The organism is Pseudomonas amygdali (assembly GCF_002699855.1).
Lineage (GTDB): Bacteria > Pseudomonadota > Gammaproteobacteria > Pseudomonadales > Pseudomonadaceae > Aquipseudomonas > Aquipseudomonas amygdali.
This window is the reverse complement of record NZ_LKBW01000035.1, coordinates 1-25,814: the sequence shown is the minus strand read 5'-3', so window position 1 is coordinate 25,814 and position 25,814 is coordinate 1. Positions and strand designations below refer to the sequence as shown.

The following is a 25,814-nucleotide window of genomic DNA, read 5'->3' as shown; positions in this document are numbered from 1 at the left end:
GTCCAGAAAGAAGTGCCGACGCGGAGCGTCGGCACGATAGTCAGTTCGCAGCAGCCAGCTCACCGCTCTGGCATGGCAGTGAGCGCAGGTTTCAGCTACCGATGCCCGCCCCGACCATCACCGCGCCCGCCTCGTCCATGATCACGACCATCGCGTCCGCCTCGACCGCCATGGTCCTCCCAGCCGCGGTTGCCTCGGTCGCCGCGGAAGCCGTCATTGCGTCCGAAACCACCATTGCCTCGAAAGCCGTCATTACGCCCAAAACCGCCATTGCCGCGAAAGCCGTCGTTTCTCCAGCCATAACCCGGTGGGCGTCCCGGCTGGTAGTAGCGTGGCACTGGCGGCGGCGCGTAATAACGCGGTGCCGGGGCGTAGTAGCGTGGTTGGGTGTAATAGCGTGGCTGAGGCGCTACATAGATGCGCTGCTCCTGATAGTAGGTGGAGCGGTAGCCATTGTCGTACGCGTAAGCGCCACCGACGACGGTTGTCGGCTGCGTGTACACATCGGATTCGTAGTAACCAGGGCCTGCGTAGCAACCGGCAAGGAAAAGGGTCAGCAACGTGATAAGCAAGGGTCTTCGATACATGGCGGCCTCCTGGACCGCGATTGGGCACGAATCAGCGACGCTGATCGGCGTCCGCCAAAGCGGTTGACGGACAGAAGTTCAGACACCGAAAAGGGAATCTAGTGCGTTGGCGCAGCGTGTAAACCCTAGTAAAGATGATGGCCATCCTTCACTCAAGGGCTCTAAAGCCGGGGCATGCAGGCATGTTTCGACTTCCTGCAAAGATGCTACAAAACATTTCAAAGCACCCATGCATCAACACAGTGCGGTTACGCACCAGCACAAGGCAGTTTCCCTCGGGGCTGACCTGCGATGGTCCGGGCAGGCCTTGAAAAACAAAGGACTTGGCGAGTTGGCACAAGTCTCGCTTGATGAATGGCGTGCAGGAGTCAACACAGGTTCGCGGCACCACAATTTGCAATAGCCGACTAGGGTTCCGGCTTGCCGACAGGCAAGTGGCTGGTCCGAGAGTTGGCGACCTCCAGTAGAGGTTACACGGCGGGACAAAAGCCCGGGAGACAGGGACACCAGTGGTGTCACGTTGCTCCTGGCCGCCTTTTTTCACTACTGGAGATTTCTCAACATGCAAAAGTCTTGTCTCTTCGGTCTGCTCACGGCAGGCCTGCTTGCTGCGTTGAGCCTCTCGGCGAATGCCGCCCAAAAAGATCACTTCAATGTCTGCTGGACCATCTACGCAGGCTGGATGCCGTGGGAATACGCAGGTAGCCAGGGCATCGTCGACAAGTGGGCGAAAAAATACGGCATCAAGATCGATGTCACCCAGCTCAATGACTACGTCGAATCCATCAACCAGTACACCGCTGGCCAGTTCGATGGCTGCACCATGACCAACATGGACGCACTGACCATTCCGGCTGCGGGCGGTGTGGAAAGCACGGCACTGATCGTCAGCGATTTCTCCAATGGCAACGACGGCATCGTGCTCAAGGGCGAGGGCAAAAAAGTCGCCGACCTGAAAGGCATGGACGTCAACTTGGTCGAGCTGTCGGTGTCTCACTACCTGCTGGCCCGGGCGCTGGACACCGTCAAGCTCAGCGAAAAAGACCTGAAGGTCGTCAACACCTCGGATGCCGATATCTCGGCAGCCTTCAATACCGATGATGTGCAGGCCGTTACCACCTGGAACCCGATGCTGTCGGACATTAAAGCCAAACCCGGCGTGACCGAAGTGTTCAACTCCAGTCAGATTCCTGGCGAGATCATGGACATGATGGTCGTCAACACTCAGACCCTGAAGGACAACCCGGCGCTGGGCAAAGCCCTGACCGGTGCCTGGTTTGAAGTGGTCGCGCTGATGAACGCCAAAAACGCCCAGAGCAAGGCAGCGCTGGAACACATGGCCAAGGCATCGGGCACCGATCTGGCGGGCTTCCAGGCGCAACTGGACACCACCAAGCTGTTTGCCACGCCCAAGGAAGCGCTTGAGTTCGCGACCAGCAAACAGCTGCCGGACACTCAGCGCAAGGTGCGCTGACTTCTCGTTCGCCCATGGTTTGCTCGGTGAAGGCGCACGCGATGCCAACGCGGTCGGCATGTCGTTCGCCAATGGCGTGATGCTCGGCGACAAGGGCAATCTCAAGCTGCACTTTGACCCCAGCTACGTGCAGATGGCCGTCGACGGCAAGCTGTAAATCACGTTCAGTAGAAAGGTCATTGCCATGCGTTTGATAAACCGCCATCCGGACCGTGCCGGTCGCCTGATTCTGGTGATCCTGCCGTTCGCCCTGTTGCTGTTCGCCTACTTCATGGGCTCGGCCACCCGGCTTGCGGAAAACCCCACCGACAAACTGCTGCCCAGCGCCGTACAGATGGCCGATGCGGTCAAACGCATGGCGTTCACCGCCGATACCCGCAGCAGCGACTACCTGCTGTGGCAGGACACGGCATCGAGTCTGCACCGTCTGGCCATCGGCCTTGGGATCAGCGCGCTGTTGGGACTGTGCCTGGGCATTGCGGCGGGCATCCTGCCGCTGTTCGGTGCGCCGCTGTCGCCCTTGCTGACGGTAATGTCGATGGTGCCGCCGCTGGCGATCCTGCCGATTCTGTTCATCGTCTTTGGTCTGGGCGAGCTGTCGAAAGTGATGCTGATCGTGATCGGCATCACGCCGATTCTGGCCCGGGATCTGGAACAGCGTGCCCGGGAAATTCCGGTTGAGCTGCTGATCAAGGCGCAGACCCTCGGCGCCTCGACCTGGACACTGATCCTGCGGGTGATCCTGCCGCAATTGCTGCCACGCCTGTTGATCGCCCTGCGCCTGGTGCTGGGTTCGGCATGGCTGTTCCTGATCGCCGCCGAGGCGATTGCCTCGACTGACGGTCTGGGCTACCGGATCTTCCTGGTGCGGCGCTATCTGGCGATGGACGTGATTCTGCCCTATGTGGTGTGGATCACCCTGCTTGCCTGGCTGATGGACTGGGGCCTCAAAGCCCTGACCCGACGCGCCTTTCCTTGGTACGAAGGGGCGCGGGCATGAGCTTTATCTGTGTGCGCAATGTCTGGCAACAATACGATGATCAGGTGGTGCTTGAAGGCCTGAATCTGGACGTGGCCGAAGGTGAGTTCTGCACGCTGGTCGGCGCATCGGGCTGCGGCAAGTCGACTTTTCTGCGCCTGCTGCTGGGTCAGGAAACTCCGAGCCGTGGACTGATCACGCTGGACGGCAAGGCCCTGCTCAATGAGCCAGACGCCAGCCGTGGCGTGGTGTTTCAGCGCTATTCAGTGTTCCCGCACCTGTCGGTGCTGGACAACGTGGCGCTGGGTCTGGAACTGCCCCGCTCGGCGTGGCTGGGCCGACTGTTCGGCCAGGCAAAAAGCGAGGCACGCGAGCACGCCGCGCTACTGCTTGGCAAGGTTGGCCTGGGGCATGCGCTGGATAAGTACCCCACGCAATTGTCCGGCGGCATGCAGCAGCGTCTGGCCATTGCTCAGGCGCTGATCATGAAACCCCGCGTGCTGCTGCTGGACGAGCCCTTCGGCGCGCTCGACCCCGGCATTCGCAAAGACATGCACCACTTGCTGCTGGACCTGTGGCGCGAAACGAAGCTGACCGTGTTCATGGTCACTCACGACCTGTCCGAAGGTTTCAACCTCGGCACCCGCCTGCTGGTGTTCGACAAGGTCCGCCACGACCCGCACGAACCCGGCGCGTATGGCGCGCGCATCACTTACGACATTCCCCTCAACAGCGAACGCCGCGCCGAACGCGCCGCCATCGATTCGCTGCTCAACGTTTCAGAGGAGCCCGTTCAATGACTGACTCAACCACGCTGTACCCGGTTTTCGCCGAAGAGATGCTGCCCGGTGGCGGCCATCGTTCGTTCATCCTCAAGCGCGGCGAACTGCTGCGCCTGACCGACCTGCACGGCAACGCCAACGTCAGCCTGACCCTGCTCAACGCTCACGAAAAAACCGAGCGGCTGAACCTGCCCGACAGCCTCAAATGCCAGCACACCGCCAGGTTGAGCAACGGCCATTGCCTGTATTCGGACATGGGCCGCGTGCTGGCGGCCATCGTCACCGACACCTGTGGCTGGAGCGACAGCATTGGTGGCGTGCTCAATGCTCAGGAAGTCGCTGAAAAATACGGTCAGGGCCGCTATCAGGAACTGCGCAACGGCTTCTTTCGCAATGGCGTCGACAACCTGTTGGTCGAGCTGGGCAAATGGGGGCTGGGGCTGTCCGACCTGCTGATGACCCTCAACCTGTTCAGCCGCATCAATGTCGACGAGGCAGGAATCCTGCACTTCGCCGCGAACAACTCGAAAGCCGGTGACTACATCGAGCTGTACGCACCGATGGACACGCTGGTGGTGCTGACCGCCTTGCAACATCCGATGGACCCCAACCCGCAATACGCCCCACAACCGCTCAGACTCAGCTGGATGAAGGCCGACGCCAGCGTTGCCGAGCACTGCCGCACCTCGCGCCCGGAAAACGAGCGCGGCTTCATCAACACCGACCGCCTGTTCGCCTGAGGAGCCCTGTCATGAATTCACACACTCACATTTGCTGCGACGCAACCATACCGGCAGGCGAGCCGTTCCTGGCCGAAGTCAAGGCCGGGCAGACCGTGCGCATCCTCGATCTGCAAGGCAACCAGGCGGTCGACACGCTGTTTTTCAGCCTCGCCAACCCGCGTGAACGCTACGACGTACAACGCACCTTGCGCCGCCAGAACAGCGTGTACCTGACCACCGGCAGCGTGCTGTTTTCCAACCTCGGTCAGCCGATGCTGACCATTGTCGATGACACCTGCGGTCGCCACGACACGCTCGGTGGCGCATGCGCGCAAGAGAGCAACACCGTGCGCTACGCCCTGGAAAAACGCTACATGCACAGCTGCCGCGACAACTACCTGCGCGCCTGCCTGCACGACGGGCGTCTGACCAAGGCCGACATCGGTCCGAACATCAATTTCTTCATGAACGTGCCGGTGACAGCCGAAGGCGGCCTGACCTTCGAAGACGGTATTTCCGCGCCCGGCAAGTACGTTGAACTGCGCGCCGAGATGGACGTGATCGTGCTGATTTCCAACTGTCCGCAGCTCAACAACCCCTGCAACGGCTACAACCCGACGCCTGCGCAGTTGCTGATTCGCGACTGACCCGGCACCAACCCTCAGCAACGGACGACCGTTGCGTAGATAGATCAATAGCGGGACGGCCCGCTTCCCATCACGAAACCAAGCGCGTCTGGGTTTCCGGGGTTATGCCATGTTCGACAAACTGCTGATCGCCAACCGTGGCGCCATTGCCTGCCGTATCCTGCGGACCCTGCGCACCTTGCAGGTTAAAGGTGTGGCGGTGTATTCCGAAGCCGACGCCGCAAGCCTGCACCTGATGCAGGCCGACGAAGCCCACAGCCTGGGCGAAGGCGGCGCAGCGGGAACTTATCTGGCGGTGGACAAGATCCTCGCCATCGCTAAAGCCAGCGGTGCCAGAGCCATTCATCCTGGCTACGGCTTTCTCTCCGAAAACGCCGCGTTTGCCCAGGCCTGTGAAGACGCAGGTATCGCCTTCGTCGGGCCAACGCCCGAGCAACTGCGCGTCTTCGGCCTCAAGCATACCGCTCGCGCACTGGCCAGACAGCACGGCGTGCCCATGCTGGAAGGCACCGAACTGCTCGACAGCGTGGAATCAGCCATCGCAGCGGCGCGTGATATCGGCTATCCGGTCATGCTCAAGAGCACTGCAGGCGGTGGCGGCATTGGCATGCGAGTGTGCCGCAGCGCTGAAGAGCTGGCAGATTCGTTCGAGGCGGTAAAGCGCCTCGGCCAGAACAATTTCAGCGACGCGGGTGTGTTCATCGAGAAATACATTCAGCGTGCCCGCCATCTGGAAGTGCAGGTGTTTGGTGATGGTCAGGGCGAGGTGCTTGCGCTCGGCGTACGTGACTGCTCGGTGCAACGCCGCAACCAGAAAGTGCTGGAAGAAACCCGGCCCCCAACCTGCCCGACGGCATGGCCGATGAACTTTGCGCGGCAGCCATCAAACTCGCCAGAGCGGTCAATTACCGCAGCGCAGGCACCGTCGAATTCGTCTTCGACAGTGAGGATCAGCGCTTCTATTTTCTGGAAGTAAATACTCGTCTGCAGGTCGAACACGGCGTCACCGAGCAGGTGTGGGGGGTAGATCTGGTCAGCTGGATGGTACAACTGGCTGCCGGAGACCTGCCGCCACTGGAGCAATTGCAGGCCGGCCTGAAACCGTCCGGCCATGCCATTCAGGCACGGCTGTACGCGGAAGATCCGGGCCGTGACTTCCAGCCCTGCCCCGGCCTGCTGACGGCGGTGAATTTTCCGCCTGCCGATGGCCATGCAATGCGCATCGACACCTGGGTTGAAGCGGGCTGCGAGATACCGCCGTACTTTGACCCGATGATCGCCAAGCTGATCAGTTGGGCGCAGACCCGCGAGCAGGCCAGCACCGGGCTGATCGATGCGCTGAACGAAACGCGCCTGTACGGGGTCGAGACCAATCGCGACTACCTGCGCCAGATCATTGCCGACACGCCGTTCGCCAGCGGCCAGCGGCCAGCGGCCAGCCGTGGACCCGCTGCCTGGAAGGTCTGGTGTATCACGCTGACACCTTCGAAGTGTTGAGCGGCGGCACGCAGACCAGCGTTCAGGATTATCCGGGGCGGCTGGGTTACTGGGCGGTCGGTGTACCGCCATCCGGGCCGATGGACAGCCGCGCGTTGCGCCAGGGCAATGGCCTGCTGGGCAATGCCGAAGGATGCGCTGTGCTGGAAATCACCATGAGCGGGCCGTTGCTGCGCTTTAATACCGATGCCGTGATTGCCGTGACCGGTGCGCAGATCCCGATCACGCTCGATGGCGAACCCCGCGCCATGAACGCCGCGCTGCTGGTGTGCGCAGGCTCGACCCTTGCGCTGGGCACCATTGCAGGTGCCGGCGTACGCAGCTACCTGTGCGTACGTGGCGGGCTGGACGTGCCGGATTATCTGGGCAGCAAAAGCACCTTTACCCTCGGCCAGTTCGGCGGGCATGGCGGGCGGGCGTTGCGGGCCGGTGATGTGTTGCACATTGCGCCATTGGTGGATCGTAGCGCGGGCCAGCGGATTGCCGATGACGCACTTGAGGCGCTGCCTGACATTCGCCGTATAAGGGTCATTTACGGCCCCCATGCTGCGCCGGAATACTTTACCGAAGCGTACATAGAGACGTTTTTTGCAACCGACTGGGAAGTGCATTTCAACTCCAGCCGTACCGGCGTGCGCCTGATCGGCCCGAAACCCGAATGGGTGCGCGCTGACGGTGGCGAGGCAGGTCTGCACCCGTCCAATATTCACGATAACCCCTATGCGATCGGCGCGGTGGATTTCACCGGCGATATGCCCGTGATCCTAGGTCCGGACGGACCGAGCCTGGGTGGGTTCGTATGCCCGGTGACCATTATCGAAGCGGACTTGTGGCAGCTGGGGCAGTTGAAGGCTGGCGACAGGGTCCGATTCACTCCGGTAAGCGTCGAGGCGTGTCATGCAGAACGGTGTAGGAGCGAACTTGTTCGCAAAGGCTGTATTCCAGACGCAGAAAATACATCGACTGTACCGCCCTCTTCGCGGACAAATCCGCTCCCACAAGGCACCGCGGACTCCAGTAGGAGCGAACTTGTTCGCGAAGGCTATATTCCAAACGCAGAAAATCCATCGACTGTACCGCCCTTTTCGCGGACAAGCTCGCTCCCACAAGGCATCGCAAACTCCCGTGGGAGCGAGCTTGCTCGCGAAGGCTATATTCCAGACGCAGAAAATACATCGACTGTACCGACCTCTTCGCGAGCAAGCTCGCTCCCACAAGGCACCGCGGACTCCAGTAGGAGCGAACTTGTTCGCGAAGGCTATATTCCAGACGCAGAAAATACATCGACTGTACCGACCTCTTCGCGAGCAAGCTCGCTCCCACAAGGCACCGCGGACTCCAGTAGGAGCGAACTTGTTCGCGAAGGCTATATTCCAGACGCAGAAAATACATCGACTGTACCGCCCTCTTCGCGGACAAGTCCGCTCCCACAAGGCATCGCAAACTCCCGTGGGAGCGAAGCTGTGCGCATAGAGGATTTGCCCTCCCCGGTCATTCTCGACATAGGTCAGGACGATAAACGCCTGGTTGCACGCCTGTCCGGCGATACCCACCTGCTCCTGGAAATCGGGGCGCCAGAGCTGGATCTGGTGCTGCGTCTGCGCGGCCATGCCTTGATGCTGGCGCTGGAGGCCAAGCAACTGGGGGGCGTGATTGACCTGACGCCTGGTATTCGCTCGCTGCAAGTCCATTACCGCCCCGAACAACTGCCCCTCCGACAACTGCTCGACATCGTCGCTGGAGAGTGGGACGCAGTGTGCGCAGCGAAAGACCTGCAAGTGGCGTCGCGCATCGTTCATCTGCCGTTGTCCTGGGATGATCCGGCCTGTCAGCTGGCCATCGAGAAGTACATGACCACCGTGCGCAAGGACGCACCGTGGTGCCCGAGCAATCTGGAGTTTATCCGGCGCATCAACGACCTGCCCAATCTTGACGAGGTGCAGCGTACGGTGTTCGACGCCAGTTATCTGGTCATGGGGCTGGGCGATGTGTACCTCGGCGCACCGGTCGCCACGCCTCTGGACCCGCGTCATCGATTAGTGACCACCAAGTACAATCCGGCGCGCACCTGGACCGCCGAGAATTCGGTCGGCATCGGCGGTGCCTACATGTGCGTGTACGGCATGGAAGGCCCCGGCGGCTATCAATTCGTCGGCCGCACGCTGCAGATGTGGAATCGCTACCGCAACGTTGCCGCCTTCGAAGGCAAGCCATGGCTGCTGCGCTTTTTCGACCAGATCCGCTTCTACCCGGTCAGCGCCGACGAATTGCTACGCATCCGTCGCGATTTCCCGCTGGGCCGCTTCGATCTGAACATCGAACACAGCACCTTGAACATGGCTGACTACCAGGCCTTCCTGACCCGCGAAGCCGAAGGCATCACGGCATTCCGTGCTCAGCAACAGTCCGCGTTCAACGCCGAACGCGAACGCTGGATCGCCAACGGCCAGGCCGACTTTCAGAGCGATGAAGGCGTCGCGCCAAACACCGAAGAGTTGCCACTGCAAACGGGCCAACAAGGCGTCGACAGCCACATCGCTGGCAATCTCTGGCAGGTCCAGGTGCAACCCGGCGAGCGTGTCGAAGCGGGTGATGTGCTGGTGATTCTGGAGTCCATGAAAATGGAAATCCCCCTGCTCGCGCCAGTCGCAGGTGTGGTGCAGGAAGTCAGGGTGCAACCCGGCTCGGCAGTACGCGCAGGGCAGCGGGTGGTGGTGCTGGCAGCAGACTGAACCGATCAACTTTTCACTTTCAATGGAATTGCGTCATGAACGACTCAGCACTGCCCAACGACCTGCGCCTGGATACCGTACGCACTGCTTACCTGTCCGGCCAGATTTCCCCACGCCAGCTGATTCTGGCGCTACGGGAAAAAGCCGCAACGCTCAACGCGGATTATCACCTGTTCATTCACCTGCTCAGCCCGGCTGAACTGGAGCCCTATCTGGCCGCGCTGGAAAATCGCGATATTCAAAGCCTGCCACTGTATGGCGTGCCCTTCGCGATCAAGGACAACATTGATCTGGCCGCCATTGCGACCACCGCTGCCTGCCCGGCGTACGCCTACACCCCAGAGCGCTCGGCAACCATCGTCGAGCAATTGATCGCGCTGGGGGCGGTGCCCATGGGCAAGACCAATCTGGACCAGTTCGCCACCGGCCTGAATGGCAGCCGCTCGCCCTATGGCGCCTGCCCCAACAGTGTCTTGAAAGAGTACCCGTCCGGCGGCTCAAGCTCAGGTTCGTCACTGGCCGTAGCGCTGGAGGTCAGTAGCTTCTCGCTGGGCACTGACACGGCGGGTTCGGGCCGTGTGCCCGCAGCGTTGAACAATCTGGTGGGGCTGAAAGCCAGCAAGGGGCTGATTTCCACCGCTGGTGTCGTACCCGCTTGCCGCACGCAGGATTGCGTGTCGATCTTTACTGCCACAGCAAGGGAAGCCAGCCAGTTGCTGGGGCTGGTTGCCACGCTTGATCCGCACGATGAATACAGCCGACGCAACCCGCAGTGGAATGACCTTTCGGCATTCGGCGCACCTCGACCGTTTCGCTTCGGCGTACCACGCGCTGAAGACCTGGAATTCTTTGGCTGTAACGAAGGACCGAGGCTGTTCAGCGCGGCCATCGCCCATCTCACTGCGCTGGGCGGCGAAGCTGTCATGGTAGACCTGTCACCGTTTCTCGAAGCGGCGCGGTTGTTGTACGAGGGGCCGTGGGTGGCCGAACGCTACAGCGTTGCCGGGCAGTTAATGGAAGAACACCCTGACGCGGTATTGCCGGTGATCCGCGACGTGCTGGCCAAGGCCCCCCAAATCAGCGGGGTCGATACGTTTCGGGCGCAATACCGTCTACAGGCGCTCAAAATGATTTGCGATCGGGCGCTTGAAGGGCTGGATTGCGTGGTAACGCCGAGCATCGGCCGCCCGGTAACTTCAGCAGAACTGGCTGCCGAGCCAGTGCTGCGCAATTCGGAGCTGGGCTATTACACGAACTTCGTCAACCTGCTCGACTACGCCGCCATCGCCGTACCCAGTGCCTTCATGAGCAACGGTCTGCCGTGGGGCATTACGTTGTTAGGACGGGCATTCACCGATCAATACCTGCTCAGTCTGGCCGATGCTTTCCAGCGGCACACCGCCCTGCCTTTGATCGGAGGTGAAGCACCTCGATTGCCCGCGCCGAAGGCCGTAGCAGGTAACGATATGGCCCGGCTGGTGGTATGCGGCGCGCACCTGGACGGACTGGCGTTGAACTGGCAGCTCAAGCGACGCGGTGCCCGTTTGCTGGAGTGCACACACAGCTCAGCCGACTATAAATTGTTCGCGCTGGCCGGTGGCCCGCCTTTTCGTCCAGGCATGGTACGGGTGGCCGAAGACGGTGTGGCCATTGAGGTGGAAGTCTGGGAGTTGCCCAGTGTCGAGCTGGGTTCGTTTCTGACCGGCATTCCGGCACCGCTGGGCCTGGGTAAGGTGCAACTGGCCGATGGCCGCTGGGAGACCGGGTTTATCTGTGAAGCCTACGGCCTGACAGGTGCTCGCGACATCAGTCATCTCGGCGGCTGGCGTGCCCACTTGCAACAGATGTAAGCGAAAAGGCGGCATGCTCTGACGTGCCGCCCTTTCTGAAACAGCTCTGTTACTCCAAAGGCTCTGCCACTACTACATAGTTATGTCATGTTCGGACGGTCTTGCCGGCATAGTACGCATCCACTCACTTCGACCAGCCGTCATGAACCACATCTGGAGTCCGCTTCGCCAGGACACCCTCTTTCACGCCTCATCGTTTCTGCTGGAACAGCCAAGCGTTCTGCTGCCCGAGCACAGCAACAGCCGACACGATACGCTCAATGCCTGGGCGCCCTTGGCCCTGCCTGCGCTCCGGTTTCCACCCCGTGAACAACCACTGCCACCGCTGGCCGAAAAGCACGCTACGCAAGATAAGACCGCACGCATCGAACGCACGCTCGAAGCACTGCGCAAAAGCCCGGGTTTCCAGCTGATCGCCAACTCGGCGTTGCTCCTTGAAGCGTGCCAGCTGGATATGGACTTCCCGCCGACTCGAAAACACTATGTCCACCAACAACTCGTCATGCTGCTCAAACAAAAGACCGGCAAGACGCTGGACCCGGACACGCTGCGGATCACGTTCAGCACGCAGACCCTGCCCGCCCTGAACGACGAGGGGCATGAGCGTTACAGCATTGACATGTCGCTGACCAACGTAGCACTGGCGGTCTTCGATCCAGAACAGTTCGTGGCCCTGTATCGCAGTGAAATCATCGACACGCCCTTGTCCGAGGAAGCCCCGTCACTGAGCGCAAGGCAGGTGCTCAAGTGGCTCAGCGAGACACCGCTGGATCGCGACTACAGCATGGCTCTGGAGGCTTTCAGGACACGACACACAGTCACCTGCCGCACCTTGTCGCGGTTGGGTTTTCTGGATGGGCTGGCTCACCGGTTCTTCCACGGGCACATCAGCCGCGACGGCTATTTCCTGACGCTGGACGCTCTGGGGCTCAGTGATTTCCCTGCCGACGTAGCGACACTGGAACAGAGCGGCCGCGGTGAGAAATCCGAGGTTCGAATCTTGTCACTCAACGGCAAAACGGTGCCGGGAATTTTTCAGGTCAGGTCGAAAACCACCTCCCACTGTTTCATTCACATACTGAGTGCCAAGGGCAACGTCATCGAATACATCAGCGATGATCCGGACCAGATGACCAACAGGCTGCTGGCGGCCCTGAATGCCTCGAGGCTCTATGGCTACGCGTTGCATGCGCTTGATCAGGACGCAGGCATAGTTGCCAGCGCGCCGCTGCTCGCAGAAGACGTTTTTACCGAACTGACCCAGGCATCATTTGCCGAGACACAGCTCAACAGCCAGAACATCGACCTGCTCAAGACTGTATCGCGCAGCCTCAAGCTGGCCGGGGCGGTAGACCTCTGGCAGGCCAACCCTGCTCTTCTGGAGCACATCCCCTCGGCCTCCAGAATGGCTGCGCAGGTCATGGAGACTTATCTGCTGGAACATCACGGTCTGACGCTCAACCCTGACCACGTGTTCATCGCCTATCAATCCGGTAACTCTATCAGCCCGCTGGGCGGAGCCCGCAATCCACCCACGCATGTTCACACGCCCGATGAAAAACCGATCAGCCTGAGCGAAGCGCTGGTGATCAACTACCGGGTGGATGCTCCTCAGGGCTACATTGATCACGACGGTATTACAGAGGTCTTTCTCGACACCACCGGCCAGGGCGTACGCGCTCAGGGCCAGAGTTTGGCGATCACGCCGCAGGCACTTGAAGACTATATCAAGGCATTCGATTTTCTGAACTGGATGACCAAACGTATTCAAGAATTCTGGGGGCAGCAAAAAGAAGCCATCGAACAGGCACTCAAATCAGCCTTCATCCATCAGGCGCTGATCAGCCTGAAGCGCGGCAGCCTCAAACGCAGCGGTTTCGATCAAGTCGTTGAAGCGCTCGCCCCTTCTGCGCCCAATCACTGGCTGGTACTTGGCTTCTTCGTTCAGGGCTCGCTGATCGACGGCATGGAACATCAATACACCGGGCTGTTGATACTTGAGCAACCCGGTAAACCGAAGGTGCTCTATCAGCCTGGGTATCCCGAAGCCTTTATCGAGTTTACGGACGGCGATGCACTTGAACGCTATCTGAACCTGAAGACCGCCCAACCGGACTGGCGTGAAGCCGTGATGCGCTACATTCCCGTGCGCCATCACCAACGTCTGGACTACCTGTTCAAGCTATGGGGCGGCGTTCAGGCACCCGGTCCGCCCGTCTCCATCCTGCGCCCGTGGGCGGATGCGCTGTACAACCCTGACACTCGAAAAGCCCTGCACCACTCATTGTGTGAAAAAAAACTGGAGGGCTCGCCGTTCGGTTATCTGCATCAACTCCTGAAACAGAATTCGATGGCTGATGCAGAAAAGCAGATCGTGACCTCCGCACAGGTTTCGCTGGCGTACTGGACAGACCGTCTACACCATTTACAGCGTTTGCTGGTGCCCATGTCTCTGTTGCTGACACCGGCGTTTTTAGCGTCGCTGGCAGCGGATGTCGGCCTTACTGCACTGAGCGTTGCCTCCGCGAATTTGCCGGGCAGTCGTTACGCAGAAAAGAATCAGGCGCTGCAGGCAACATTATCGCTGGGCTTGTTACAGCTTGGGCCGCAGACACCGAGACTACTGCGCACACTGACCAAAATCGTCAAACCTGCCGGTCATACAGCGGGGGCGTCTTTAGTGTTGTCCGGTGGCTCACGAGGCTCCAGTCATTTAGGCGCGCGGCCATTAAAACCGCGCCATACACGACTGGAAAAATTCTTTCATACCGACGCCCTGCTAAAACGCTGGACCATCACCAGCATAGTGTCGCCCGGTTTGGTGCCGGTGCATGCCTGGAAGCTGGGCCGCCGCTTCCTGCTCTGGACGTCGGACAGAGGTCAGGCGCGGACACTGGTGGTCAGCACCCACGGGTACTACACCCCGTGGACTGCGACGGTGAAGATCCCCAACGGCACGGAGATCCGCACCTATGCGCCGCATGGTTATGAATTGGTCGACCCCAAATTGCACCGTATCGTCAACAAGAATGCCCGGCCGTTTGCCATTTCCAATACAAAGGAAAATATCCTGATGTATCCAGTAGCCGCGCATGAGCCATTGCTGATGACGGACAAGATCATCGCGGGCACTTCACTGCCCGGCAGGCTGAAGAACTACAGCCTGTCCAAGTTCCAGACAGCCAGTTACGAAACCTATGACGATATTGCACGGGTGGTAGGCAACTCGAACGCATCGCCCCTCAAGGGCTGGTTACCGCCAACGCCAATGGATGTACTGACGGTACGCAACCGCTTCGGCAAGGCGCCCCCTTCGTTGAGCGACCTGTTCCACAGCCTGTCGACACAGGGCATTCATTACGACAGGGTGCTGCTGGTGCACTGCCGATGCGCAGCAATATCTGCACTGTTGCGCCGCGCACCGGTTTATCATCCCCCTGCAACATAGCCAATTGGCAGAAGCGCCTGAACCAACTGCCCCGATCATCGAGCAAGACAATCGCCATGAACGACACCCGCCTTTGCCCTCTATGCGGTTTCAGCAACCAGTGCAGCCTGGCTGACCCGCGTACGGCAGATCAGGCCTGCTGGTGCTTTTCGGAAAGCATCGACCCGGCTTTGCTTGAAGCCCTGCCTGCGGACATCCGCGATAAGGCGTGTCTGTGTCCGCGTTGCGCCGGGATCCAGGAGGCCGCATCCGGCCAGTCTGCCGACCGGATCAACAAGTAAGATGCGCCCCCCATCCCCTATCAGCCGCTGTTGCTATGCGCCTTGATCGCTTCCTCAGTAACCTGCCAAGCCTCAATCGCAAAAGCGTGCGCCTGGCGCTGGCCAGCGGGCGGGTGCAGGTAGACGGGCAAACAACCAGCGACCCGCACCACGAAGTGCGCGAGTTCAGTCGCGTAGCGCTCGACGGGGAAATACTGCAAGCCGGCAAAGCTGCCCGCTATTTCATGCTGCACAAACCTGAAGGCTGCGTCAGCGCGACAGTTGATACACAGCACCCGACAGTTCTCGACTTGCTGGACGAGCCTGACAGACACGAGCTGCATATCGCCGGGCGGCTGGACTTCAACACCACTGGCCTGATGCTGATTACCAACGATGGTCAATGGTCACGACGCCTCACCCAGCCGCAGACCAAAATGCCCAAAGTGTATTACGTCGAGACCGAACAACCGATCGACGAACGCTACGCAGCCACATTCGCTGCCGGTATGTATTTTTCATTTGAGAACATCACCACGCAACCGGCGCAATTAACCCTGCTGGGGCCACGTAGCGCACGCCTGACTATTGTCGAAGGTCGTTATCACCAGGTGAAACGGATGTTCGGTCACTTCAATAACAAAGTGCTGCGCCTGCACCGGGAGAATATTGGCGCGCTGGCGCTGGACCCTGCCCTGGCACCCGGCGGCTACCGGGCGTTGCACGCTGCGGAAATCAGCCTGTTCTGAAAAGTCACAACCGTTTGGCGGATTACGCAAACAAGGTACGAATGACACTTGCGGGTTAACGGATCGACTGCTTGACTGGGATTATCAGTCCTTATGCGACTGATGAGTCAATCCATTATTCCAAGAAACACTTTGTCGTATCGAGCCGCTGGTTCGCGACACATAGCCCGCCAATAACAATACCTGTCGAACAGCTTATCGGATCGACATGGGCCTTTAATCGGCTATCGCCTGCCTGTCACGAAACTCGTGCAACGTCATGTGCACGTCTACCTGTTTACGCCAGGAGTAACACCTATGTCGCCAGAAAAAGCAGTGCTGGACATACAAGGACAGTTTCGGGTTTATACCGAATTCTATCACACCGATGCCGCCGCAAAGACCATCATTCTGGTCAACGGCTCACTGGCCACCACCGCGTCATTTGCTCAGACCGTCCGCAACCTTTACCCCACCTTCAACGTGGTGCTGTATGACCAGCCTTACTCGGGCAGGTCCAAGCCACATAACGTGCACGGCGCACCGCTGACCCGGGAAGAGGAAGGTCAGCTGTTGCTGGAACTGATCGACCATTTCAACGCCGAGCACGTTCTGTCCTTCTCCTGGGGCGGCGCAGCTACGCTGGTTGCGCTGGCGCATCAACCAAGACGCATCGAAAGCGCAGTCATCAGCTCGTTCTCACCGGTCATCAACGGCCCAATGCGCGAGTACCTGGACAAAGGCCTCGACTACCTCGGCGCACATAGCCGTTACGACATGGGGCATTTGATCAACAACACTATCGGCAAGCACCTGCCGGCTCTGTTCAAGCGCGTCAACTATCGCCATGTCAGCAGCCTGGACGGTCATGAATATGACCAGATGCACCATCACTTCAGTCAGGTACTGGAGCTTGACCCGGACAACTACCTGACAGCAGGGCAGCGCATCAAGGTGCCGGTGCTTTTCATCAATGGTGCCTGGGACGAGTACACCTCCGCGAACGACGCCGCGCAGTTCTCCCGATACCTGCAGAACTGCAGCTTCAACACCATCGAAGCCACAGGCCACTTTCTGGACATGGAACACAAGGCCGCCTGCCGCGACTCGAAACAGGCGCTCATGAACTTCCTGCAACCGGCACAAGCGTCATCCAGCGTCTACAACCGGGTTCAGGGCCACCATACTTTCGCCTTCTGAAACCCGTGAGCGCCTCTCCGTCAGCCCACACGCATGTGCAGCTGGCGGGGGGGGGGGGGGGGATCAGGGGGGAAATCGCNTGCGCGGTGAAATTAGCGCTTCAAATCAAGGCAGGGTTCTGGTAAAAAGTCAGCCGCTCAGAGCAGCTCCCAGAGCGGGTATAGTTTAGTGGTAAAACGAAAGCTTCCCAAGCTTTAGTTGAGGGTTCGATTCCCTCTACCCGCTCCATATTTTTCCTAACTCGTTAATTCTCCTCAAATCTCCGAATGGCACGTAGCGTGACAACCTCTACCGCTGTCCGAGCGGGATCTACGCTCCTTCGCATAGCTGCTCATGTTCGGTATCGCTTCTATCTTCAGTCAGACTGATATCCATACATCAACGCATTCCAGCCACCTGATCGCCGAAAAAGCGATAGTACGCAGCGTCAGGAATGACGACTTACCAAGCTTGGGTACATGCTAACGACTTGGCAGGAAGCACGTGCTCGCGCCAGCTCAAGCGTCAGAACCCTGGAAACTGAAATCAACTACCTGACTGTTTTTTGAAGATGGCCTGCGAACGTTAACAGGCCACTATCCGTTGCACCCAAGCCCTCAAGTTCAGAGGGGCCTGAGGGTAACCAACACCCTGCCAGTCCCATCCTCAATCAACCAAATAGCAACGTCAGGCGCAACACCTTTGACCTTATCCCCCCAGGGAGGATAAGGTGTCAGCCTGGATCATTCACCCAACAGGCTCAGGCAATGAGTGAGCACGACCACCCACACGACCATACGCACCAGTCACACGAGGCGATCATCAAACGTCTCAAGCGTGCAGACGGCCACTTGCGAAGCATCATCACCATGATCGAAGACGGCCGCGAATGCGTGGACATTGCTCAACAGCTTCATGCAGTCGAGAAAGCGATATGTCAGGCGAAACGCACGCTGATCCAGGATCATATCGATCACTGCCTTGAAAACACCATGGGTGCTCTTGCCAAAGGCGAGCGAGCGCCACTTGAAGCCTTCAAGCAAATCACTAAATACCTGTAAGGCCTCACATGCCCGACTTTGCCGATTTATTGCAGCGAGGCGGTGCCCACGCTTGGCTGTACTTCCCCAGCGCCATCCTTTTAGGGGCATTGCACGGCCTGGAGCCGGGGCACTCCAAAACCATGATGGCGGCATTCATCGTGGCCATTCGGGGATCGGTGAAGCAGGCTGTCATGCTCGGGCTGGCGGCAACGCTTTCCCATACCGCTGTTGTCTGGTTGGTCGCCATCGGCGGCATGTATTTGGGTCAGGGCCTGGATGCCGAAACGACCGAGCCCTACTTTCAACTTGCATCCTCGGCACTGATCATCGCCATCGCGCTGTGGATGTTGTGGCGCACATGGCGTGGCGAGCAGCTGTTTAAATTCGAAGAAGAAAACGGTGCCCACTGCGATCACCACGACCACGAAATACACCATCAAAGCCATGACCATGACCTGGAACACCAGCACGGCCATAGCCATGATCACGGCAATCCGCAAAGATTCACGCTAGCTGCCGAGGGTTATCAGGATGCTCATGAGAAGGCCCATGCCGAAGACATTCGCAAGCGGTTCTCCCACCGTGAGGTCAGCAACGGTCAGATTCTGATGTTCGGTTTGACCGGCGGGCTCATCCCTTGCCCAGCTGCAATCACTGTTTTGCTGTTGTGCCTGCAAGTGAAGCAAGTCACGCTGGGGGCCGCGATGGTGCTTTGTTTCAGCATTGGTTTGGCAATCACTTTGGTGACTGTCGGAGCCGCTGCCGCTATCGGCGCTCGCAAAGCATCAAACCGTTTTCCCTGGCTCAATGCAGCTGCCCGACGAGCCCCGTATCTTTCCAGCGTATTGATCATTTGCGTCGGCGTGTACGTGGGTGTCCACGGCTGGAACGGATTGTATTCGTGAGATGACATCGTGTTCGAGCTGACCAGCTATCTGGGCCTCTTTGCCGTGGCATTTGGTGCCGCAACGCTTCTGCCGCTGCAATCTGAAGCGGTATTGGCTGGCATGCTCCTTTCGGAACATTACGTGACGACACTTCTGTTGCTGACCGCAACGACGGGCAATGTTCTGGGGTCGGTCGTGAACTGGTATCTGGGGCGCTCGGTTGAACGCTTTCGGCACAAGCGCTGGTTCCCCATCAGCGAGCGACACCTCGACAAAGCTCAAATCATTTACAGACGCCATGGACGCTGGGCATTGTTGCTAAGTTGGGTGCCTATCATCGGTGACCCGATCACCATGATCGCCGGTGTCCTGCGTGAGCCGCTTTGGAGCTTTCTGCTGGTTGTCACTTTTGCAAAAGCTTTACGCTATTTGACGCTGACAGCGATCACGCTGGGGTGGGCGGTATAGAGGAGATCGGCGGTGGTGACTCGAATAGTGGGTAGACACTCCAGATAGAGTGCCCGGTTTCGCTTTGATACTTATTTCAATTTTGCAAAAAATTGAAATAAAACCCCAACCTCCGTACTCTCCATCTCAAATTCCTGGAAATTTGAAATCATGGTCAAGTCGCCGCCTGCGCTCATCCAGAATCCGTTCGCCATGATTATCAGCGACCACGCCGATCAGGCAGACGCCTATCTTGAGCTTGCGCAGCCCTTCGATGCGCAGGGACGTTATCTGCATTTCGATAAACTGCGTTTCAGATTTCCGAAATCGCTGGATGCAGCTCTGGCCTGGTCGGTCGTCAGGCAAGCCAGAAATCGCCAGCTAGTCACGGCCATATCTCTGGGTGAACCATCTCGGCCCTGCGGCTTTCTCTATACGCCTGCAATGCAAATGGCTGTCTCTGCCGGTGACCAGAATACGACCACAGCGGCGCTGGAATGGATGTGCTCCAGAATTGGAGAGTCCAGGCAACTGACGTACCTGCTTAACGATCTGGTCGAAGACGAGGCGATCAGCAGCAGCCAGCTTGAGGGGGCTGCAACGACTACCAAAGCAGCAAAGGAGTTGCTGAAAAGAAAGCGTAGCGCCCGGACTCCCGACGAAAAGATGATCATCGGTAATTTCCGGATGATGCAACATGCGTGGGAATGCCGGGACCAGGAACTGTCGCTTGAGCTGATAACCGACCTGCATCAGGTGGGTGTCGAAGGGATAGAAGACGAGCGTTATTATCCAGGCGAATTACGGTCAGTGGATGACGTTGTTGTCGAGGATGGAAACGGAAACATTGTTCATCAGCCACCGCCCGCTCAAGGCATTCAGAAACGGCTTCTGTCGGTTATTGCGTGGGCGAATAGCGAGCACTCGGACCTGGACAGTCCAACCTACATTCATCCGTTGATAAAAGCGGTCATCCTCCATTTCGTGATTGGTTATGAGCACCCATTTCACGATGGCAACGGTCGAGTCGCCAGGTCGTTATTTTATTGGTACCTGTTCAAATGTGGTTTTGGCGGATTCAGGTATATCGCCATCAGCACGCTTCTGAAAATCGCTCCGATCAAGTATGGAAAAAGCTACCTGTACACCGAAACGGATGACATGGACCTGACGTACTTCATCGACTATCAATGCCAGGTCATTGCACGGGCCATCAAAGAGTTTACGAGAAATCACGAAGCGAACGTGGCTGCAATTGATCGCTTCAACGCGTTCCTTTACGAGTCGGGGCTGTACACGAAGCTGTCCGACAAACAACGAATCATCTTCAACGTGGCCAACTCATCAGACATAAAGTCTTTCACCGTGACCGATGTCAAAAACAAGCTGGGGTGTGCTTACAATACAGCGGCAACTGTACTGAATGGTTTGGTGGACCTGAAACTGTTTCACAAAATGAAGACCGGCAGTGAGTCGGTTTATTCGATGATCGATACGACTCAACTATTGAAATCATCATCGTAAACCAACACCTACCTTCCCCACGCCTGCGTCTTCCGGCACGCGCGCCCTGGCCTCTTGCGCCGAAACCGGCGCCACCAGAAACTGCCGATAATCCCTGAAAGCCTCCAGCACAGATGTGTCCTGAGGACGATAGTCATCGCCACTCATCTGCTGCTGATTCGCCACACATGCTCTTACAATAACACTCATACATACATCGTTTGCGCCAGCTGAACCCGGCCCAAACAAAGCAAACGCGGTACCCGGCTGATCCGTATCGTTGAACAGTGGATGAGCTACGTTTTCAAAATCGTTTCCTTCCACCAGCAACTGTGAGGATGAAGTCCGCGACATGATTGCGCCCTGGTAGGTCATGCGCTGAAAAACGTTATTGACCAGTTGAGCGCGGACTTGCGCATTATTCATGCCTCCGGAGTGCGGCGCTCTTCCCGAGGCGTCGTGTATGTAGTTTTTTGACAGCGTCAGCGTGTCCTGACTGCCGAGGAACAGCCAGACCCAGTAATGATGGCCATCGCAGGTCGACGAGTAAGGCGTGCGACCATCGAACTCATTGCTGGAAATGGTGACGTGTGAAGCAGTGCCCCAGCCTGTCACGATCATTTGTCTGCCGATACGGGCGAAGGTGTTGTGGTCAATCCACACGCCATCGGCTTTGTTCAGAGTGAGCGCATCTCCGCCCCATACGACACTCGGGTTGATGTCTGAAAGCGTCAGGTTACGGACAATCACGTTATGCGCGCCGTCACCGATGAACAGTCCTGCACCTTGGATACCGGCCTTTTTGCCCACGCCTATCAGGGTCTTGTTCGATCCGACTTTCAGTGGCTTCAGCCCTGCATTGTCGTAGGTCACCATGACCGGTGGCCTGGATTGGCAGAAGTTGTTGGGACCATTGAGAGCAAGCTGCTCGCCGCCATGCGGACACTGCTTGACCATGCAGCCCGGTTCGGTGGTTTCGGCGCTGCCTTTGGCAACGAGACTCCCGCGAAAGTCGAACAGGTGCTCCAGCACAATGACCCGCGGGGTTTCATCGGTACAGGCACCGCGCGAGTCGTAAGACGCGCACAGTGCAGACCGAAGCTGGTCAAGCGTTGAAGGGTTTACTGCCGCGGCGGCTCCGCCACCCGTAACCCCTTTGGCAAAACCTTCCGGCAAGTCCGCTGCCTCCAGGTATTGCGCACCCGACAGCATCAGGAACAAAGCAGAAACGCATTGCAAAAGAGCACCCCAAAGCCTCATTTGTTGAACTTCCAGTCCTATTCGCGAAGGGTCGCGAAAACAGTCTGAATGCTAAACGCAGAGCGGCCTGCCTTACTCATATTCTGTAGCCTTGGTCAGGCTCTGTTCAGCCGCGAGCATCCCTCACGAAAACGCGAGCTCCATTCTGATACTGTCGATTCCAGGACCATGCCCGTCCACTTCGACAGAGGTCACGACAAACCCCAGATTCAAGTAGAAGCCCTGAACGTGCTGGCTGGTATCGATGTGGGAACGTGTAACGCCCGGTAATGACCTTACGACATCAAGTCTCGCCTGGGTCAGAAACCTCCCCAGGCCGCTACCGTGTTGCTCACCGTGGACCATGCCCCATGTAAGCTCGGCCACTGACGGGTCTGACAGCACGAGGTATCCTCCGCAAGCCAGAACATCGCCATCACGCTCGACAACGAAGTACTGACCCAACGGTGCCATCAGGAAGCTGGCAAATTGCTTGCGCTCCGCAGGATCAAAGTAACGCGGTACGTTGCTGTCGAAAATATCCAGACAGATATTCCGGGCCGAAAGTGTGTAGGGTAAGAGCGTTGCCATTTTTAGCCTGTCTGTTGCGGTTAATCACATTGCCTGACGAAATATCTCCTTAATCTGCTCAAGATCGGCACGACGCGGATTGGTCAGACCGCACGCATCTTTCAGGGCATTGGTGGCCAGGATCGGGAAATCCTCTTCCTTGACGCCAAGCACCGCCAGCCCCGCCGGGATTTCCACGGCAGCCGACAGTGCGCGAATGGCCTCGATTGCCGCCTGAGCACCTTCTTGCGGAGAAAGACCACGAATATTGCAGCCCATCGCATGCGCAACATCAGTCAGGCGCGCAGAGCTGACGCTGGCGTTGAAACGCTGAACATGAGGCAACAATACGGCGTTGCACACACCGTGCGGCAAATCATAGAAGCCGCCCAGTTGATGCGCCATGGCGTGTACATAGCCCAATGATCCGTTGTTGAACGCCATGCCGGCCAGAAACTGTGCGTATGCCATGTTCTCGCGTGCAGTAATGTTCGCTCCATTGGTGAAGGCATCGCGCAGATTGTTGGCAATCAGTGCCATGGCCTGCAACGCGCAGGCATCCGTGATCGGATTGGCAGCCGTCGAGACATAGGCCTCTATCGCGTGAGTCAAGGCATCCATACCGGTGGCGGCGGTCAGTGACTTGGGCATGGCAATCATCATGTTCGGGTCGTTTACGGATAACAGTGGCGTTACGTTACGGTCAATGATGGCCATTTTTACGTGGCGCGCTTCGTCGGTAATGATGCAGAAGCGGGTCATTTCGCTGGCGGTTCCGGCGGTGGTGTTGATCGCGATCAGCGGCAACTGCGGTTTTGCCGAACGGTCGACGCCTTCATAGTCGCTGATATGCCCACCGTTACTGGCGCACAGGGCAATGCCCTTGGCGCAGTCGTGAGGTGAACCGCCGCCCAGAGAAATCACGAAATCGCACTGGCGTTCCCGCAGCAAGGCCAGACCGTTCTCGACGTTGGCGATGGTCGGTTTGGGTTTGGCACCGTCATATACCACCGAGTCGATGCCCTGCTCCACCAACAGCCCCGCGACCTGACTGGCCACACCGGCCTTGGCCAGCCCTGCGTCGGTCACGATCAACGCCTTGAGAAATCCGTATTTGCGAATGGCGAGCATGGCTTCATCAATGCAGCCAGTGCCGATGATGTTCACTGCGGGGATGAAAAAGGTGCTGATCATGACGGACCCTCGTGGGTAGCTCGGATGCTTGGGTGATAGCCCAAGCATCCGCCGTGTGCGAGGCACAACCATTGACCTGGCGCAATGAAGCAGCCTGATAGCAGACCGTTGGTCGAAGACTCTTCGGTCTACGTGTGCAGGGTGGCGGTTTCAGCCGATGAAGCCGTCCGCCCTCAGCAGCGTTTCAAGGCACTGCTCGCTGATGCCGTAAAACGTCTTCAGCTCCTGGATACGCGCGATCAACAGGTCCGGGTTGACCGGTTCGGCGCGCTTGACCGCCAGTATCATCTTGTTCTTGTTGGTGTGCTCCAGAGAGATGAACTCAAAGACCTTGGTTTCGTAACCGCACGCTTCCAGCAACAAGGCACGCAGGCTGTCCGTGACCATTTCTGCCTGCTGGCCCATATGCAGGCCGTATTGCAACATCGGTTTCAGCAAGGCCGGGCTCTGGATCTGCAGGCGAATCTGTTTGTGGCAGCACGGCGAGCACATGATGATCGAGGCGCCGGAACGAATGCCCATATGAATGGCGTAGTCGGTTGCGATGTCACAGGCATGCAGCGCGATCATCACATCCAGCGCGCTGGGCGCGACAGTACGCACATCGCCGTGCTGGAACGTCAGGCCGGGGTGTTCAAGACCCGCCGCAGCGTTGTTGCACAAGGTGACCATGTCCTCACGCAGCTCGACACCGGTCACCTGCCCTTGCGCCTGCAAGGTATTGCACAGGTAGTCATGGATCGCGAAGGTCAGGTAGCCCTTGCCTGAGCCGAAGTCTGCCACCTTGATCGGCTGATCTAGCTTGAGTGGCGATGAACTCAAGGCATGGGAAAACACTTCGATGAACTTGTTGATCTGCTTCCACTTGCGCGACATCGCAGGGATCAGTTCATGCTGCCGATTGGTGACACCCAAGTCGGCCAGGAACGGGCGGCTCAGCTCCAGATAGCGCTTTTTCTCACGATCATGCCCGGCCGAAGGAGCTTCACGCTCCTGCTGAGCCTTGCTTTTGAACAGCGTGCTCTTGCCCTTCTTGCTGAACTCCAGCTGCACCTCGTCGGTCAGCGACAGCAGATGCGCGTTCTTGAACGATTCAGGTATCAGGCTGGCAATAGCGCCCACCGCTTCTGCAAGCGGAAAATTCTTGGTGATATCGCGGGTCTTGTAGCGATACACAAAGGTAAGGCATGGCTGTTCCTTGACGGTCAGCGGTTTAATGATGACCCGCTGTAATTCGGCCTCGCTGCCCACGTATTTGGCCAGCACCAGCTTGATCAACGAGTTCTGTGAAAGGCTGGTGTCCAGCAGGCCAAGAAACTGCGCGCGGTGATCGGGCGCAGTGCTGGATGACGTGGGGGTAATGACTGACATTGAAAATGTGCCTCAAGCGTCCCGGCCGGGACTCGAAAAATCAGACCGGCATTTTAGGCGCGTCGGCGCGTCAAGGGCACCCCTATTTTTCAAATACTACACACACTGTTTGCACGGCCCTACACACCAAAGAGAAACACACACAAACCGTAAAACAATCCCTGCCGAAAATCACGAGCCATTACTTGTAGCGCGCAAAAACACCTTTATAGTCGCCATCACTGATGACAGACGATCAGATCTCACTCCTGGAGCTTTTTGCTCTAACAGAATAACTTGTACAAGGAACGTGCAGTATGTTGAGTCAAGCAGCACTCTTGGAAAACGAAGATATCGCACGGGTTACTTTAAAACCCGTAGAGTACTTGAGCGTCATACTCGATGATGAAAAAAGCGGAGGCCGGAGCGCGGCACTTATTTTGACCAAGGAAGACATCCTCAGTCTTAAGAGTTACGAGCGTCACGCCCTGAACATTCCCACCTCGCTTAATCGTGTCGAACAGCAATTGGGTTTTACAAGAAGTTACATTCCCGGGCTTGAGCCTAAAGATATGCTGGTGACTTACCAGGCCATCAATAATCATGGCAAGAGCTGGCTCAGTATCGAGGATGGTGAACCGCCCCGGGTTTCTCGGAGACCCTTTTGTTTGAGTCATGCCACCTGGGCAGACTCGG

General features: G+C 58.1%; 18 protein-coding genes, 1 tRNA gene, 3 pseudogenes and 1 riboswitch. Of the genes and pseudogenes, 17 read left to right on the top strand and 5 right to left on the bottom strand.

Going from position 1 to position 25,814, the window contains the following annotated elements; translation table 11 throughout:
• Positions 1-95: 95 nt before the first annotated feature.
• The gene (locus AO277_RS04185) at positions 96-503 is read right to left on the bottom strand and encodes a hypothetical protein (RefSeq protein ID WP_005735129.1); all 408 of its coding nucleotides are present in this window, start codon (positions 501-503) and stop codon (positions 96-98) included.
• 480 nt (positions 504-983) lie between these two features.
• Positions 984-1,086: riboswitch (guanidine-I (ykkC/yxkD leader) on the top strand.
• Positions 1,087-1,149: 63 nt separating this feature from the next.
• On the opposite strand from AO277_RS04185, the pseudogene AO277_RS04175 reads away from it, so the two are divergent.
• From AO277_RS04175 to AO277_RS04100, 16 genes and pseudogenes are all read left to right on the top strand, one after another.
• Positions 1,150-2,218: pseudogene (locus tag AO277_RS04175) on the top strand (putative urea ABC transporter substrate-binding protein).
• 27 nt (positions 2,219-2,245) lie between these two features.
• The gene (locus tag AO277_RS04170) at positions 2,246-3,061 is read left to right on the top strand and encodes an ABC transporter permease (protein WP_044317857.1); all 816 of its coding nucleotides are present in this window, start codon (positions 2,246-2,248) and stop codon (positions 3,059-3,061) included.
• Positions 3,058-3,840 (top strand): ABC transporter ATP-binding protein, encoded by a 783-nt coding sequence (locus AO277_RS04165; RefSeq protein ID WP_044317856.1) that lies wholly within the window; start codon positions 3,058-3,060, stop codon positions 3,838-3,840. The genes AO277_RS04170 and AO277_RS04165 overlap by 4 nt, the downstream gene beginning before the upstream one ends.
• Positions 3,837-4,562, top strand: coding sequence for an urea amidolyase associated protein UAAP1 (locus tag AO277_RS04160; RefSeq protein WP_044317855.1), 726 nt, complete (start codon positions 3,837-3,839; stop codon positions 4,560-4,562). The genes AO277_RS04165 and AO277_RS04160 overlap by 4 nt, the downstream gene beginning before the upstream one ends.
• Before the next feature lie 11 nt (positions 4,563-4,573).
• Positions 4,574-5,191, top strand: a complete 618-nt coding sequence (locus AO277_RS04155; RefSeq protein ID WP_005735135.1) for an urea amidolyase associated protein UAAP2 — start codon at positions 4,574-4,576, stop codon at positions 5,189-5,191.
• 109 nt (positions 5,192-5,300) lie between these two features.
• Positions 5,301-9,420, top strand: a pseudogene (locus tag AO277_RS04150) (5-oxoprolinase/urea amidolyase family protein).
• Positions 9,421-9,455: 35 nt separating this feature from the next.
• Positions 9,456-11,270 (top strand): allophanate hydrolase, encoded by a 1,815-nt coding sequence (atzF, locus tag AO277_RS04145; RefSeq protein WP_044317854.1) that lies wholly within the window; start codon positions 9,456-9,458, stop codon positions 11,268-11,270.
• Between the two features lie 142 nt (positions 11,271-11,412).
• Positions 11,413-14,718, top strand: coding sequence for a dermonecrotic toxin domain-containing protein (locus AO277_RS04140; RefSeq protein WP_044317853.1), 3,306 nt, complete (start codon positions 11,413-11,415; stop codon positions 14,716-14,718).
• A gap of 56 nt (positions 14,719-14,774) precedes the next feature.
• Positions 14,775-14,999: a cysteine-rich CWC family protein gene (locus AO277_RS04135; RefSeq protein WP_044317852.1), complete on the top strand. Its 225-nt coding sequence runs from the start codon at positions 14,775-14,777 to the stop codon at positions 14,997-14,999.
• Positions 15,000-15,034: 35 nt separating this feature from the next.
• Positions 15,035-15,727 (top strand): pseudouridine synthase, encoded by a 693-nt coding sequence (locus AO277_RS04130; protein WP_002554932.1) that lies wholly within the window; start codon positions 15,035-15,037, stop codon positions 15,725-15,727.
• A gap of 297 nt (positions 15,728-16,024) precedes the next feature.
• Positions 16,025-16,906: an alpha/beta fold hydrolase gene (locus AO277_RS04125; RefSeq protein ID WP_044317851.1), complete on the top strand. Its 882-nt coding sequence runs from the start codon at positions 16,025-16,027 to the stop codon at positions 16,904-16,906.
• Between the two features lie 154 nt (positions 16,907-17,060).
• Positions 17,061-17,134, top strand: a tRNA-Gly gene (locus AO277_RS04120).
• 518 nt (positions 17,135-17,652) lie between these two features.
• Positions 17,653-17,946, top strand: coding sequence for a metal-sensing transcriptional repressor (locus tag AO277_RS04115; RefSeq protein ID WP_005735142.1), 294 nt, complete (start codon positions 17,653-17,655; stop codon positions 17,944-17,946).
• Positions 17,947-17,954: 8 nt separating this feature from the next.
• Complete coding sequence (locus tag AO277_RS04110) at positions 17,955-18,833, top strand: nickel/cobalt efflux protein RcnA (RefSeq protein WP_044317850.1); 879 nt, start codon at positions 17,955-17,957, stop codon at positions 18,831-18,833.
• 9 nt (positions 18,834-18,842) lie between these two features.
• On the top strand, positions 18,843-19,283 hold the full coding sequence (locus AO277_RS04105; RefSeq protein WP_005779098.1) for a YqaA family protein: 441 nt from the start codon (positions 18,843-18,845) through the stop codon (positions 19,281-19,283).
• Positions 19,284-19,433: 150 nt separating this feature from the next.
• The gene (locus AO277_RS04100) at positions 19,434-20,786 is read left to right on the top strand and encodes a Fic family protein (RefSeq protein ID WP_002554937.1); all 1,353 of its coding nucleotides are present in this window, start codon (positions 19,434-19,436) and stop codon (positions 20,784-20,786) included.
• Here AO277_RS04100 and AO277_RS04095 read toward each other — a convergent pair.
• The 4 genes from AO277_RS04095 to AO277_RS04080 all read right to left on the bottom strand — a co-directional run bounded on the left by AO277_RS04095 (position 20,778) and on the right by AO277_RS04080 (position 25,139).
• The gene (locus tag AO277_RS04095) at positions 20,778-22,025 is read right to left on the bottom strand and encodes a polysaccharide lyase family 1 protein (protein ID WP_044317849.1); all 1,248 of its coding nucleotides are present in this window, start codon (positions 22,023-22,025) and stop codon (positions 20,778-20,780) included. The genes AO277_RS04100 and AO277_RS04095 overlap by 9 nt on opposite strands.
• A 123-nt stretch (positions 22,026-22,148) precedes the next feature.
• Positions 22,149-22,595 (bottom strand): GNAT family N-acetyltransferase, encoded by a 447-nt coding sequence (locus AO277_RS04090; RefSeq protein ID WP_002554939.1) that lies wholly within the window; start codon positions 22,593-22,595, stop codon positions 22,149-22,151.
• 24 nt (positions 22,596-22,619) lie between these two features.
• On the bottom strand, positions 22,620-23,768 hold the full coding sequence (yiaY, locus tag AO277_RS04085; protein ID WP_044317848.1) for an L-threonine dehydrogenase: 1,149 nt from the start codon (positions 23,766-23,768) through the stop codon (positions 22,620-22,622).
• 150 nt (positions 23,769-23,918) lie between these two features.
• Positions 23,919-25,139, bottom strand: a complete 1,221-nt coding sequence (locus tag AO277_RS04080) for a class I SAM-dependent methyltransferase (RefSeq protein WP_044317847.1) — start codon at positions 25,137-25,139, stop codon at positions 23,919-23,921.
• Between the two features lie 296 nt (positions 25,140-25,435).
• Between AO277_RS04080 and AO277_RS04075 the strand changes: the two are divergent.
• Positions 25,436-25,814: pseudogene (locus AO277_RS04075) on the top strand (hypothetical protein); the annotation flags it as partial.

What these genes read in the sequence shown, in the direction of transcription:
- AO277_RS04170 (WP_044317857.1), top strand. Translation starts at nt 2,246, where the DNA reads ATGCGTTTGATAAACCGCCATCCGGACCGTGCCGGTCGCCTGATTCTG.
- AO277_RS04165 (WP_044317856.1), top strand. Translation starts at nt 3,058, where the DNA reads ATGAGCTTTATCTGTGTGCGCAATGTCTGGCAACAATACGATGATCAG.
- AO277_RS04160 (WP_044317855.1), top strand. Translation starts at nt 3,837, where the DNA reads ATGACTGACTCAACCACGCTGTACCCGGTTTTCGCCGAAGAGATGCTG.
- AO277_RS04155 (WP_005735135.1), top strand. Translation starts at nt 4,574, where the DNA reads ATGAATTCACACACTCACATTTGCTGCGACGCAACCATACCGGCAGGC.
- atzF (WP_044317854.1), top strand. Translation starts at nt 9,456, where the DNA reads ATGAACGACTCAGCACTGCCCAACGACCTGCGCCTGGATACCGTACGC.
- AO277_RS04140 (WP_044317853.1), top strand. Translation starts at nt 11,413, where the DNA reads ATGAACCACATCTGGAGTCCGCTTCGCCAGGACACCCTCTTTCACGCC.
- AO277_RS04135 (WP_044317852.1), top strand. Translation starts at nt 14,775, where the DNA reads ATGAACGACACCCGCCTTTGCCCTCTATGCGGTTTCAGCAACCAGTGC.
- AO277_RS04130 (WP_002554932.1), top strand. Translation starts at nt 15,035, where the DNA reads ATGCGCCTTGATCGCTTCCTCAGTAACCTGCCAAGCCTCAATCGCAAA.
- AO277_RS04125 (WP_044317851.1), top strand. Translation starts at nt 16,025, where the DNA reads ATGTCGCCAGAAAAAGCAGTGCTGGACATACAAGGACAGTTTCGGGTT.
- AO277_RS04115 (WP_005735142.1), top strand. Translation starts at nt 17,653, where the DNA reads ATGAGTGAGCACGACCACCCACACGACCATACGCACCAGTCACACGAG.
- AO277_RS04110 (WP_044317850.1), top strand. Translation starts at nt 17,955, where the DNA reads ATGCCCGACTTTGCCGATTTATTGCAGCGAGGCGGTGCCCACGCTTGG.
- AO277_RS04100 (WP_002554937.1), top strand. Translation starts at nt 19,434, where the DNA reads ATGGTCAAGTCGCCGCCTGCGCTCATCCAGAATCCGTTCGCCATGATT.
- AO277_RS04095 (WP_044317849.1), bottom strand. Translation starts at nt 22,025, where the DNA reads ATGAGGCTTTGGGGTGCTCTTTTGCAATGCGTTTCTGCTTTGTTCCTG.
- AO277_RS04090 (WP_002554939.1), bottom strand. Translation starts at nt 22,595, where the DNA reads ATGGCAACGCTCTTACCCTACACACTTTCGGCCCGGAATATCTGTCTG.
- yiaY (WP_044317848.1), bottom strand. Translation starts at nt 23,768, where the DNA reads ATGATCAGCACCTTTTTCATCCCCGCAGTGAACATCATCGGCACTGGC.
- AO277_RS04080 (WP_044317847.1), bottom strand. Translation starts at nt 25,139, where the DNA reads ATGTCAGTCATTACCCCCACGTCATCCAGCACTGCGCCCGATCACCGC.